Source organism: Colwellia sp. 12G3 (genome assembly GCF_002836775.1).
In the GTDB taxonomy this organism is placed as follows: Bacteria; Pseudomonadota; Gammaproteobacteria; order Enterobacterales; family Alteromonadaceae; genus Colwellia.
In genome coordinates, this window is the sequence record NZ_PJAQ01000017.1 from 39,610 (window position 1) to 52,972 (window position 13,363).

General features: G+C 38.1%; 7 protein-coding genes. 4 read left to right on the forward strand and 3 right to left on the reverse strand.

What is annotated here, in order from left to right:
* Positions 1-122: 122 nt before the first annotated feature.
* Complete coding sequence (locus CXF71_RS05670; protein ID WP_101231998.1) at positions 123-3,236, reverse strand: TonB-dependent receptor; 3,114 nt, start codon at positions 3,234-3,236, stop codon at positions 123-125.
* A 752-nt stretch (positions 3,237-3,988) separates the two neighbouring features.
* Here CXF71_RS05670 and CXF71_RS05675 point away from each other — a divergent pair.
* From CXF71_RS05675 to CXF71_RS05685, 3 genes are read left to right on the forward strand one after another with little or no spacing between them, the layout of a single operon-like run.
* Positions 3,989-4,621: a TetR/AcrR family transcriptional regulator gene (locus tag CXF71_RS05675; protein WP_101231999.1), complete on the forward strand. Its 633-nt coding sequence runs from the start codon at positions 3,989-3,991 to the stop codon at positions 4,619-4,621.
* Positions 4,622-4,648: 27 nt separating this feature from the next.
* Positions 4,649-5,848 carry an endonuclease/exonuclease/phosphatase family protein gene (locus CXF71_RS05680; RefSeq protein ID WP_101232000.1) on the forward strand — a complete coding sequence of 400 codons (1,200 nt, stop codon included), beginning with the start codon at positions 4,649-4,651 and terminating at the stop codon, positions 5,846-5,848.
* A 55-nt stretch (positions 5,849-5,903) separates the two neighbouring features.
* Positions 5,904-7,340: an alkaline phosphatase gene (locus CXF71_RS05685; RefSeq protein ID WP_198559841.1), complete on the forward strand. Its 1,437-nt coding sequence runs from the start codon at positions 5,904-5,906 to the stop codon at positions 7,338-7,340.
* Positions 7,341-7,506: 166 nt separating this feature from the next.
* Here CXF71_RS05685 and CXF71_RS05690 read toward each other — a convergent pair whose 3' ends face one another.
* A complete protein-coding gene (locus CXF71_RS05690; protein WP_101232001.1) occupies positions 7,507-8,685 on the reverse strand; it encodes an efflux RND transporter periplasmic adaptor subunit in 1,179 nt (392 codons plus the stop codon).
* A 29-nt stretch (positions 8,686-8,714) separates the two neighbouring features.
* On the reverse strand, positions 8,715-11,819 hold the full coding sequence (locus CXF71_RS05695; RefSeq protein WP_101232002.1) for an efflux RND transporter permease subunit: 3,105 nt from the start codon (positions 11,817-11,819) through the stop codon (positions 8,715-8,717).
* 288 nt (positions 11,820-12,107) lie between these two features.
* Here CXF71_RS05695 and CXF71_RS05700 point away from each other — a divergent pair, with 288 nt between their 5' ends.
* Positions 12,108-13,166 (forward strand): phospholipase A, encoded by a 1,059-nt coding sequence (locus CXF71_RS05700; protein WP_101232003.1) that lies wholly within the window; start codon positions 12,108-12,110, stop codon positions 13,164-13,166.
* The last annotated feature ends 197 nt before the right edge of the window (positions 13,167-13,363 follow it).

Below are 13,363 nucleotides of genomic sequence, written 5' to 3' on the forward strand. Positions count from 1 at the left end.
CTACTAAAAAATGTCTACAAATCCATTTAAAGGAAAGTTAAAAAAGGTCAAAAAAAAGGCTGCAAAAATGCAACCTTTTTTTGTCAAATAAACTACTTATAGCAAGTAGTTTTAGTGTTTACTTAGAAAGTATAACGAACACCAATTTTAACACCCCATGCAGAGCTCTTAGCATCAACGGTATCAGCTGTTGCTGCGTCGAAACCACCAAACGGTTCTGAGTAAACATATTGACCTTGATCATTAATTCCGTAATCAGCAATAATTTTATTACCGAATTGGCTACGTTTTTTCTGACCTTTAGCATCGTTTACAAGGTTAAGTAAGTTACGGACGTTTAAGAATAACTCACCTTTATGACCATCCATAAAGCCAGGTATTTCTTGAGCAATACGTAAATCTAATGTGGTTTGCCAAGGTTGATTACTCGAGCCTTTTTCTGCATAACCACCGGCATATTTACTTAAACCCGCTTGGTCTAAATAACCTTTAAACTCTTCATAGTTCAAACCATTATCGTAAGCTACGTTTGGATCATCAGCACCCGATGGAATGTAAGGCAAATAAGCATCTGAATCATCAAAAGCGTATTGGTCACCTAAATCACCATTACGGAATGAGCCCATAACCCAGCTAAGTGGCTGGCCAGAGCGGCGTTCAAAGAATAAATTAAATTTAGTCGCATAGTTAGAAACAAACTCTGCACGGTAATCTACATTAATTTTTAAACTATGCTCAACTTCAAAAGCAGCACGACCCACTTCAGCACGACCACGATCTAAAGTAATTGGATACTGGAAATTTGAAGTAGCTGTTGAAGAGGTACCAGGTGTACCTTCCGTAATGTCTTGATTAGTGTAAGACATATTAAAAGAAAGACCCATATCAAAAGACTTGCTTAAGCTGGTAGTAAAAATATTACTTTCACCATTATCATCCGCATTAGTAAGCATTAAGTCATAACGACGCTTATCATCAGCTTCATAAATTGGACGACCGCCCGCAGTTGTTTCGCCAGTATTACTACGGCTAACATCTTGCCAAAATGGGTCATTTTCTTTCTCAATATGGATGAATTCTGCTGACCACATCCAGTCATTACCCATTGAAGGAATATCGAAACGGTAATCTACCGCAATATTTGTGCGCCAATCTGAAGGTGTTTTGAAATTAGGGTCGGTGAAGTTTACGCTACCATCACCCGCAGCCATTCCATTAAGCACACCTTGTGGAATTTGAGTAATATCCACATCAGTTAAATAATCACCAGCGTTATTAGAATTTACAAAGGTCACACCATCATTACTGTATGAATTTGACAACCATACATTAGGTCGACCACCACTAAAGCGACCAATACCACCACTTACAACGATATCATCCGTTGCATCCCAAGTAATACCAAGGCGTGGAAGGAAGATACTTTCGCCATCCATGTTAGATGAATTTGAGTAACCGTATCTTTCTTGGAAGTTGGCATTATGAGTCGGTTCATCTGATGAACCAGTCATTTCATAACGAACACCTGCTGTTAACAAAACTGACTCAGTAATGTTGAATGCATCTTCGATAAAGAATGTTGTTGTCGAAAATTTAAAGCTCGCGGCGGCATCATCAACATTGTTGGTATATGCATTAGAATATTCAAAATCACCAGCAAGGCGGTTTTCAAAATCCGTAATACTATCAAATTCCCATACACCTAGAGAGTTAGGTGCATATAAATTGGTTACATCTATTGTTTCATATTCAGCACCAAAAGTAATTTCATGGTCGTTATATAAATATTCACCGAGGAAACGTAAAGACAATGTTTGGTTTTCTAACGAATTACCATGACGAGACTTATCTGGGCCAAAAGCGATGCTACCATCTTCACCACGTACAGTGATATCACCCATCATTTTATTTTGAGGAACTTGAGATGTTTCAACGTCTTTATAGGCAACTTTAATTTCAGTCGAAAAATCCGCATTCCAATCTGAATATAAGTGACCTGATAATGCCGTTAAGTTTTCATTTTTATCATACCAGTGCGTAGACGTTTTCAGCTCGTAGGAAGCAGAAGTCATGTTGCGAGTTGAGTTACCTTCCGTATTTTGGTAAGTAAAAGCAGCGCGATGATCTTCATTAATGTTCCAATCAAGTTTAACTAATATTTTTTCGTCTTTTTCTTCAGGTGATGCATTGTATGTACCAATATCTACACCGTATATACGATCAGCAATTTCTTTAACTTGGTTATATTCTACTTCAGTAAACCTTGTATCATTACCTTGACCAGCACCTGCAGGTCCCCACTCAACACTCGTTGGTTGATCATATTTCTCATATGAAGCAAAGAAAAATAATTTATCTTTGATAATTGGACCACCAAGTGTACCCGCAAAGGTAGTTGATTCGAATTCTAAAGCGATGTCTTCACCGTCTAAATTCTTAGGCGTACCGGCCCAATCATCAGATTCTTTTTCATAGAAAAAACTTCCACTAAAATCATTTGTACCTGATTTAGTTACAACGTTAATTTGACCACCAGAAAAACCGCCATTTTTAACAGAGTAAGGGGTTGTTTCTACACTCACTTGCTCGACAGCATCAATCGAAATTGGCGAACGTTGTGTTGGGTAACCATTACCATTCAAACCAAAGTCATCATTTTGACGAACACCATCAACAGAAAAACTATTGAAACGAGGATTCGAACCCGCGATTGACATAGGTGAACCTTCACCACTACCAATAGAAACTAATGGGTTAAAACGTAACACCCCTTTAAGATCACGTTCACCACCAGCAGAATCAGCGATTTCATTGGCACCAAAAGAACTTGAAGAACCGCTATTGACATAGCCAATTACACGACTTCCTACAACAGAAATAACTTCTCTATCTTCATCTTCTAATTCAATCGATAAACGTTGAAGCTTACCAGCTTGTAAGTAAAAATCTGAAAACTCCTGATCTTTATAGACTTCAGAATCAATTACTATTTTATAAGGACCACCGACACGAAGCCCTTTCAGACTGTAATTACCTGTGCTATTGGCCTGAATTGTTTTAACGCTACCTGTTGGGATATGAGTGACAATAATCGTTGTATTAGCTGCCGCTTCACCTTTAGGGGTTAGAATCTGTCCAGTTATACCCGAAGAAGTCTCGTTTGCTAATGCTGAAGTTGATAATCCAAGCGCAAGGACTAAAGCACTCGTTATATGTGATAGACGATAATTTTGCATCTGCTATTCCTATATTTTGTTTTGTTGTGTTTTTGTTTTTGTTTGAAATCGTATTTATTCTTATTATGGATAAGCAACTGATACAAAAGTTAACCATTTGCTCTGTTTTTTATTTCGATCGAAATTAAAGCAGAATTTTATGACAGTTTCATTACATATTTTTACATATTCATCAAAGTACTAAAAGAATAGATGTCAGACCAGTAACCATTAGAGCAAACAAATACAAACAACATACATAAATATCAAGTAGATACAGCATTATTTACATTGAATAATTCACATGTAAAATTTAAAAATTTATCTATATAAGATATTGTTATGATAAGAGGTGGTTTTAACTACATTTGATTATAAAAACTTTCCATATGGTCAGCAAAACAACAAAAAATACACCTATTACCCCAAAAATAGGGGCTTAAGAGCAATCAAAAGATTGTCCTCACGGATAAGATTTAAAATAATATATTATATATTGTTAATACCTTTACAAAACATTGAGTTTTAGCGACTTCGTAATAAAAATTTAATCAAACAACGATATGATGTACTTTTTCAGTTTAATAAATTACATTTACAGGAGATATAATGAATAAATATAAAATTATTTTCTAACCAAGCTGAAAATTAACCTAATAACGATTTAAAAAAATAGTGTGACTTCTACCGATTCGACTGGTAAAAAGTCGCATAAAAACAATCATGACTATGAGAATAATCATGAAAATAGTAACGAACCCCGAGCCTAAAGAATGACTAGTGCTAATCTAATAAAAAAAACAGGTAATATTCGAGCTAAGAGCCGAGTTAAAATTCTCGCGGCCGCCAGAACAGAGTTTGTACTGCAAGGTTATAAAGGAGCTACAGTGCAGTCTATTGCGGATAGGGCTGAACTCCCCAAAGCTAATGTCCTTTATTATTTCAAAAACAAAGAAAACATTTATCATGCCGTGCTTGAAGACACACTTGAAATGTGGGACCAAGGCATCGGAGATATTGAGCCGAATGAAGGTCCTAAAATTGCAATAGAAAAGTTTATTGCTGCCAAAGTAAGAATGTCATTCAATCAGCCTGAAGCGTCAAAAATATACGCCATGGAGATAATTCAAGGCGCGCAACATTTAAAAGATTATGCACGAACTTATCAACGCCAATGGGTAAGAGAAAAAGCTAAGCTATTTCAACAATGGATAGACAACGGCGAAATGGCCAATGTTGATCCCGTTCACCTCATTTTTCTTATTTGGTCTGCTACCCAACATTATGCTGATTTTGATACGCAAATATTAACCATAATGAATCAAGCTGATTTCGAAGATAATGATGTTGAACAAGTTATCGCATTTCTAACTGACATGATTTTACGAGGCTGCGGCTTAATTTAACTCATTTACGCAAAGAAAAAATACATTATGAACAAATATTCAATCATTGCCTTACTTGCCTGGATGTTCTCTACTATGACTATTGCACAAGACACGACATTAAAAGTTGCGACCTTTAATGTCAGTATGGAGGCGCTAAACTACGTTGAGCATAAGCGTGGTGAGTCGCCCAACGTCTCAGGAAAAACACTTAGTCAGGCTTTAGCGAGTGATCATCAACAGATAAAAAACATTGCCGAGATAATTCAAAAGGTTAACCCTGATATTATTTTACTCAATGAATTTGATAATCAAAACAATGATAGTCAACAAGGTAAAAATCAAGCCTTAAAAACGTTTATTAACCACTATTTAAATAAGAGTCAAAATGGTCAACGTGCCATTGATTTTCCTTACTTTTACCAAGGTCCCGTTAATACCGGTGTAAACTCGGGTCTGGACATCGACGGTAACGGTAAAAAAGGGGTGTTACCTGGCGATGGTTATGGTTTTGGTTATTTTCCGGGCCATTTTGGTATGGCGCTGTTATCAAAATATCCCATCAATGTTGAGAAAATTAGAAGCTTCCAACACTTTAAATGGCATGACATGCCAAATGCTTTAAAGCCAAAAGATCCTGAAACAAATAAACCATGGTACAGCCAAGACGTTTGGCAAGAATTGAGACTTTCATCAAAGTCTCATTGGGACGTACCTGTAGAGGTTAATGGTAAAACACTCCATATACTAGCAAGCCATCCAACACCACCGGTGTTTGATGGTCCTGAAGATAGAAACGGTAAACGTAACCATGATGAAATCCGTTTTTGGCACGATTATATATCGCCAGATAAAGCGAGCTATATCTATGATGACAAGGGCAATAAAGGTGGCATTAAAGCCAAACAAGCATTTGTTATTTTGGGTGATTTAAACGCTTCAACTGTCGATGGTGATGCCGTTAAAGCAGGGATATCTTCCTTAATCCATAATAAACAAATTCAAGATGCTATGCCGCAAAGTCAAGGCGGAAAAACACATACACCAGACAATAGTAACGCTAAACATCACACGGCATTTTGGCGTATGAGAGCTGACTATGTATTACCTTCTGTTACAGGATTAACCCTTAATGATTCTGGAATATTTTGGCCCTCTGAAACCGACGACAGCTATCGATTAATAAAAGATAGAAAGGCGTCATCGGATCACCGTTTGGTCTGGCTTGAATTAACAACAAAAAATTAATCATTTTTATATTTAAAAATTAACCACCAAGAATTAACCACAAAGAACCAATATCATGAAAAAATTACTTTCTGCCGTTTTTGTCACTCTTGCATTGAGTGCTTGTACAACTCCTGAACATTCATCAAATACCTCTGTCGGCTCAAATTCACTGAACAGTCCTAAAAATATAATCATGATTGTTGGCGATGGTATGGGACCCGCTTATACCACGGCTTATCGTTATTTTAATGATGACCCGACAACAGTTGAAATTGAGCAAAGTGTCTTTGATAAACATTATGTAGGTTCGAGTAGTACTTACCCAGCAAAAGTGTCTGGATACATCACAGATTCAGCTGCAGCTGCCACAGCACTAGCTACAGGGGTAAAAACTTATAATGATGCAATATCTGTTGATACTAATAAAAAGCCACTTTTGACTGTTTTAGAATGGGCCAAACAACAAGGTAAAAAAACCGGTGTGGTTGTTACTTCTCAGATCAACCATGCAACCCCAGCTTCTTATCTTTCTCATAATGAAAACAGAAATAATTATAATGCTATTGCTGATAGTTATATCGATAATGGCATAAAAGCCGATGTTTATTTTGGTGGTGGCTGGAACTACTTTATCCGAGAAGACCGAAATTTAGTCAATGAATTTAAAGCTGCTGGTTTTCAATATATAGATGATTATAACCAATTATCAACACTAGTTTTAAATAAACCCGTACTCGGTCTTTTTGGCGATAAAGGTTTACCTTGGGCCTTAGACGATAAGGAAAAGCATCGTTTGTCGTTAATGACAAAGGCGGCCACAAAACAGCTTGAAAACCCCAATGGCTATTTTATGTTAGTTGAAGCCAGTCAAATTGATTGGGGTGGACATGGACGAGATATTGGCGCAGCAATGGCTGAAATGGATGATCTAGCAAAAACAATAGTGTTTCTAGAAGAGTATGTCGCTAAAAACCCAGACACCTTAGTTATACTTACGGCAGACCACAGTACTGGTGGCCTCAGTATAGGAAGAAAAACAGCTAAATCTAACAAAGACATACACAGTAAATACTTATGGCAACCTGAGATATTAAGAACACTATCGATTTCTCCTGAAGAGTTTGCCAAGACCTTTGCTAACAACAACCTTACTCTGCAACAAGTCAATGAAACATTAAATTTTGAGGTGTCTTCTGATGATATGGCTTTGTTATTAGAGTCAAAACATGAAGGCATTAAAATATTTGAAATATACCAACAGTTATCAGAAGAACAAAGACAAACGAAAAAAAAATGGATACCTAAAGTTGAGGGACCTATTTTGATAGCAATTAAAAAAATTATAGACATAAAGACAAACACTGGCTGGGGTTCAATTAGTCATTCAGGTACACATACCGCAGTAGATGTACCGGTATATGCCTTTGGTAAAGGTAGTGAGCAATTTAAGGGGCAAATAGATAATACCGATATTGCCAAAAACATATTTACCTTATTGGGTAAAAAGTAGGACATAAAAATAGGGTGTAAAAAAGCCGACAAGTGGCCACACGAGTCGGCTGAGCTTACATTAGTAAGCAAAACTAGTTAATACGTTTATAAATATTATCCCTCTAAAAATTTAGCTATTGTCCTAAGTATTAATTTACTTAGTATTTTAGCTCTTTATCCTGTGATTAATTGACCTTGGCAATAACCTCTCCTTTTTTATCATCAATGAATCGGACTTTCTCACCACTTTGTAAGCGCTCACCACCTCGAACGACCACACTATCATTTATCGATAAATCGCCCGTTACCGAAACCCAACGATTAACGCCCTGACCAATAAGTACAGAAACTTTTTGTGCTTGCTGATCATCATCAATGGTTAACACATAAGTTTCATTTTCTCGTAACATCAATGCATCACGTGGTACTAATATGGCTTCTTTGGGGGCTTGTTTAGGTAAAGAAACAGTCACAGCACTCCCTGCTAACATCGCTATGCCATCAGCAGAAATCCTTACATCGAAAGTACGTGAAGCTTGATCGCCCGCCTGACTCCAAGTACGTACAGGTAGCTCAAGTAAGGTTTGATTCCACTTAACCATCACCTTACTGCCCTGTTTTAAAAAGGGTGCGATTGAAATAGGCGCGGCAATTTTAATATCAAGATTTTTAGTATCAATGAGTTGCACTAACGGGCGACCAATAGAGATCAGCTCACCAACATGAGCAAATCGTTGGCTGATGTTTCCAGAAAAAGGCGCTTTAATGGACGTTTTCTCTAAAGCAAGTAAGGTTTGTTCAACTGCAATATTCAAAGTAACAACTTCGTTAACAGCAATGGTTAAGTCTTTATTAACACGTTCAAATTCACTTAATGCTGAGTTGTTTTTTTCTCTTAATTTTAGAAAGCGTGCTTTTTGTCCAGTGAGGTAATCCACATCCGCTTGGTGTTGCTTCACTTGTGCTTGTTGACCCGTTAATTGCAACGTTAAATGACGGTCATCTATTTTCGCTAATAACTGTCCTTTTTCAACTTGGCTACCTACATCTTCAATCCACAGTAATTGACCTGTTTGTTCGGCTGAAATTGGCGAATTTTTTCTGCTAATAACATTAGCAGGTAGCCAAATACTTGGTTTTACCTGCTCTTTTTTAACGGCCTCAACACTAACCAAGTGTGCCGGCTTTTCAGGTTTAGCCGCAGTCGCATTTTCACTAAAACTCAGTAAGCCAATAACTGAGATGAAAGAAAAAATGATTAGCGCAGAGCTGTAAAGTTCACTTTTATTTGACTTTTTCTTTACCTTTCTATTTGAAAAGGTAATTTTTGGTGGAGTAACATTTGTTAGCATTAAGTTATTCATGATTTGTTCCTTAATTTCTAGAATTGTCATTACGCTTTAACGCGAGCGACTGGTAACTGTTGTACTGCATCTTGTTTACTACTATTTGGTAAAAAATCGTACTTAGATAGCCTTAACAAACACGGCAGTAGCACTATGGTAAATAGGGTACTAAAGGCTAAGCCACCGACAATTACTGCCGCTAAACCGCGATAGATAACACTGCCCGCCCCAGGCATGAGTAATAACGGTAACATGCCAAAAAAGCTTGTTGCTGTACTCATAAAGATAGGACGTAAGCGTAAGCTTAAAGCCTGCTCAATGGCTTCTGAACGCGCAAGACCATCTTGTTGTCCTATTCGGGTTTGATGAACTAACAAAATCGCGTTATTAACCACTAAGCCCAGTAAAATAATAAAGCCAATCATGGTCAGTAAATCAAGCGGCTGAAAAACACTCAGGTTAAGTAATTGCAAAGCTAATATCCCCCCAACCGTTGCTAATGGAATGGTAATAACGACCAATAAACTGTCTTTAATTGATTTAAATAATGCCGCCATCAGTAGGAATAAAATCACTAAAGCAAAGGCAAAGTTTTCTGCCATCACTGTAATCGCTTTTTCTAGCTGATCGGCACTGCCACCATATTGAATATTGCCACCTGCAGGCATGATATCGCGTAGTTTTGGCTCCACCTCTGCCTTTAATACCGAGATAGTTTCTTCTAATGACCAGCCTTTTGGAGGGTTAACATTCAAACTAATGGTACGCTGACCATCAATACGTGTTAATCGGCTCGGACCAACAGTACGCTGTATATTGACTAGGTTAGATAATTGTGTGACGTTACCATTACCGGTAACAACCGGAACATCACCTAAGTTATCGGGATCATCCCAACCATCAGCACGCAAAATCATATTCAAGCGCTTGCTACCGTTAAAATACTCACCAACATACAGCCCATCACCTAACGTTCTAACGACACGACCCACATCGCGACGATTCCAACCTTGCTCTAAAATACTACGGTCATTAGGGCTTAAATTAATTTCAGGCTCTGACATCGCAAGACCAGGGTTAGCATTTACGTTAGCCCCTTCAATGGCTTCTTTTATCCAATCCATGCCTTGACGTGCCACTTCTTGCAAAGCTTGGGTGTCTTTAGATTGCAAATGCACTTGTACGCTTCTACCACCACCGAAACCACCGAACAAATTACCTTGTCTGGCAAATACCTGGGTATCGGGTAGATCTATCAATATTTCATTACGAACGATTTCAAGTAGTTCATCAACTCGGTCTTGATCTTTAACTCGCACGCCCAAGCTACCGCCAAACGAGCCACCAAAAATATAATAGTTTTTCAATGCTGGCTCTTTAGTGCCGTCCATATAAGGTTTCAATCGTTCGACAATAGGTTGAATAACTTCTTTTTCAATGGTTTTAACGTTTGCACCGGGAGGAAACTGTAAATTTGCGTCTATTGCATCGCGTTTTACCGGAGGTAAATAGTCAAGCTTTGGCATGGCAATAATCGTGATGACAACCGGTAATATTAAAAGCGTGGTCGCAAGTGATAATCGCTTAGTACGACTACCGGTAATTTTCATCACAAAGTGGGTAATTCTCTGCCAAAGTTTTTTATTGGGATCGTTTACCTCTTGCTGTTTTAGAAAGTATTTTGATAAAACAGGTAACAACACCACAGCAACGATAAGTGATACAGAGACCGCAATAGCGATAGTTAACGCTAAATCACCAAAGAGTTGTCCTTCGATATCCTTTAAGAAAAATACTGGCAGGAATATAGCAACAGTTGTTGCTGTTGAGGCAAGTAAAGCACCCCATACCTGCTCTGCCCCTTGCTCAGCGCTATCATGTTCATTTAGCCCTTTATCGCGCATACGTAAAATATTTTCTAACACCACAATGGCTGCATCAAGCACCATGCCCACGGCAAAAGCTAAACCGGCTAATGAGATAACATTAAGTGAACGACCGGTGATCTCTAAGACAATAAACGTACTTAACAAGCTCACCGGAATGGCCGTTGCAATGATCAACGTAGCGCGTACTCGGCGAATAAAGAACCATAAAACCGATAACGACAAAATAATTCCAGCAAATAAATTACTAGTGACAAGGTTAATAGCACGATAAATAAATACTGATGCATCAAAAGACTGCACCATGACTAATTTCTTCTCCGCCAATAGCTCTGTATTAAGTAAATCTACTTCAGTCTTTACCCTATTTAACGTTTCTAAAACATTAGCGCCATTGGCTCTATTAATGCGCATTGAAAAAGCAGGGTTACCATTTTGAACAGCTAGGCCTTGTCTATCGTTGCGGCGCACTTCAACAGTGGCAATATCACTTAAGCGAATATTGCGACCACCGCGAGATTCAAGCATTAGCTGTGATAACTCATCAACACTATACTTACCGCTATAACGCAAAGTATATTGACGTCTGCCAACATCAACAAAGCCGCCAGAGATATCGTCACTGCCCGAAACTAAGGAGATTAATCTCGGTATTTCAATACCATATTCAGCCGCTTTAATGGGATCATAGCGAATTTGTAACTCTTCTCGGTTTTGCTCAGAAAACGTTTCGACACTCGCAACGCCTTCAATAGCTTCAAGGCGCGGTCTGATAACATCATTGGTAAAATCGATATATTGGCTAATATCTTGGCCGTTACCGGGTAGTGCTTGTAGAAAGAAAAAAGTCAGTGCTGGAGTATTACCTCGCCCCCCACCTAACATGACTCGTGGCGGTCTTGCATCTTGTGGTAAATTAGCGACACGTGTCATGCGGCTAATCACTTCAATTAACGTTTGATCCATATTAGTGCCAACACCAAAAGACAAATTAATATAAGCGCCGCCTCTATTAGCAAACGCATTCATCGACTCTAACCCCGGAATCCCACGCAGAACTTGCTCTTGTGGTTCAACAATCTCAGATTCAATCTCTTTAGGTGATGCCGCTCGCCAAGTCGTTTGTATTCCAATTTGCGGGCGTTCAATATCCGGAAACAACTGTACTGGTAATTTAAATAAACTGAGCATGCCGACAAGTAGAGTTAAGGCAACAACGACAGCAACGGCTGCTGGACTAGTTAAAGCGCTCTTGGTGAGTTTCATTGTGATTCCAATGGTGGGTTACATTATTTAACAATTAAGATACAAGCCCTCGATAATAAAGATAGCGAACTTGCGGTTAATCGAGACAAAAACAAGACCAACGACCAAAGGGAAATGCTTTGAAATGCGCAGACATAATTAGACATATGTTAGCAATGGATTTACATACTTTTTATAAAAAACGTACCAGATAATTTTAGTTAAATAACACGCTATATTTGTCACTATAGTTCTATAACGCTATGCGTTATAATCGCCAAAAACTTTAGCGATAAAAACAGAATAACCATGACTAAAACATTTCCTAAAGGGCTCTTTTCCTTTTTACTTTTCCTGTATTTTTCCTCGCAAGTAAGCGCAAATGACACTGAAATAACAGTGAATCCTTCACAGCATGCTATTTTTGAACAATGTTTATTCAAAGCAATCAAAAGCGCAGATAAACAAACAACCCTAGCGCAAATAGAAACAGCTTGTGAAAACAATATTGCCAGAGAAATTTTAAACAACAATAGTGGTCAAAGTATTGAGTTAGGTGCCATGGCGAATCGAATGATTAGAGAAAAAAGAACTGCCGCCGACCCTTATGTGCTTACGCCACACAAAATGAATTACATTTTACCTTTTTCCATCGTTGATGATATCAATCGTGCTGCCTATCAAGGATTTTCTACTTGGGCTGAGGATTTAAAAGATGCAGAGGCAAAGTTTCAAGTTAGCTTAAAGATTCCGCTACTAACAGGGCATTGGTTGAATGAAGGTGACCAATTATTTTTTGGTTTTACCTTGAAGTCATGGTGGCAGATTTACGCAGATGAGATTTCAAAACCTTTTAGAGAAACCAACTATCAGCCTGAATTCTTTTATTTTACGCCAATAAATTACCACCCTTGGGGCGGTAATTCAGCCTTCGTAGTAGGATTCGAACATCAATCAAATGGCCAATCACAACTACTATCAAGAGGCTGGAACCGTGTTTATGTAAACTACCTTTATGAAAAGCGAAATTTTGCCTTTTCATTACGTCCTTGGTATCGCGTTCCTGAAGGTGAGAAGTCTTCCCCGACAAGTGGTCAAGGTGATGACAATCCCGATATTTTAGATTATATGGGTCACTTTGAATTAGCCATGGCGTACAAACACAGTACCGATTTTGAACTTTCATTTAAGGGACGTGATAATTTTTCCACCCACAAAGGCTTTGTTGAGTTTGGTATAACCTTTCCTTTATGGGGAAAGCTAAAAGGCTACGCACAAGTTAGCAGTGGTTATGGCGAAAGTTTAATAGACTACAACGTTAACCAGAAACGTTTTGGTATTGGTATCGCGCTAACGAACTTACTCTAAGATAGCAAAGCCAACATCATATATGCCCGTTACCCATTGAATGATTATTTGATTGGTAAAGGGCATAAAGACCGTCAATAAAACACAACAAATATACTGTTATAGACATAGTAAAGCTATGCTATATACATAGGCCTCTAATTTGATTTTTTCATCTTAGAATTGTAGAGTAACAATTACTTTACCATTGTCAGCTA

Excerpts from the sequence above, each read along its gene's own strand:
- CXF71_RS05670 (WP_101231998.1), bottom strand. The coding sequence starts at position 3,236 with ATGCAAAATTATCGTCTATCACATATAACGAGTGCTTTAGTCCTTGCG.
- CXF71_RS05675 (WP_101231999.1), top strand. The coding sequence starts at position 3,989 with ATGACTAGTGCTAATCTAATAAAAAAAACAGGTAATATTCGAGCTAAG.
- CXF71_RS05680 (WP_101232000.1), top strand. The coding sequence starts at position 4,649 with ATGAACAAATATTCAATCATTGCCTTACTTGCCTGGATGTTCTCTACT.
- CXF71_RS05685 (WP_198559841.1), top strand. The coding sequence starts at position 5,904 with ATGAAAAAATTACTTTCTGCCGTTTTTGTCACTCTTGCATTGAGTGCT.
- CXF71_RS05690 (WP_101232001.1), bottom strand. The coding sequence starts at position 8,685 with ATGAATAACTTAATGCTAACAAATGTTACTCCACCAAAAATTACCTTT.
- CXF71_RS05695 (WP_101232002.1), bottom strand. The coding sequence starts at position 11,819 with ATGAAACTCACCAAGAGCGCTTTAACTAGTCCAGCAGCCGTTGCTGTC.
- CXF71_RS05700 (WP_101232003.1), top strand. The coding sequence starts at position 12,108 with ATGACTAAAACATTTCCTAAAGGGCTCTTTTCCTTTTTACTTTTCCTG.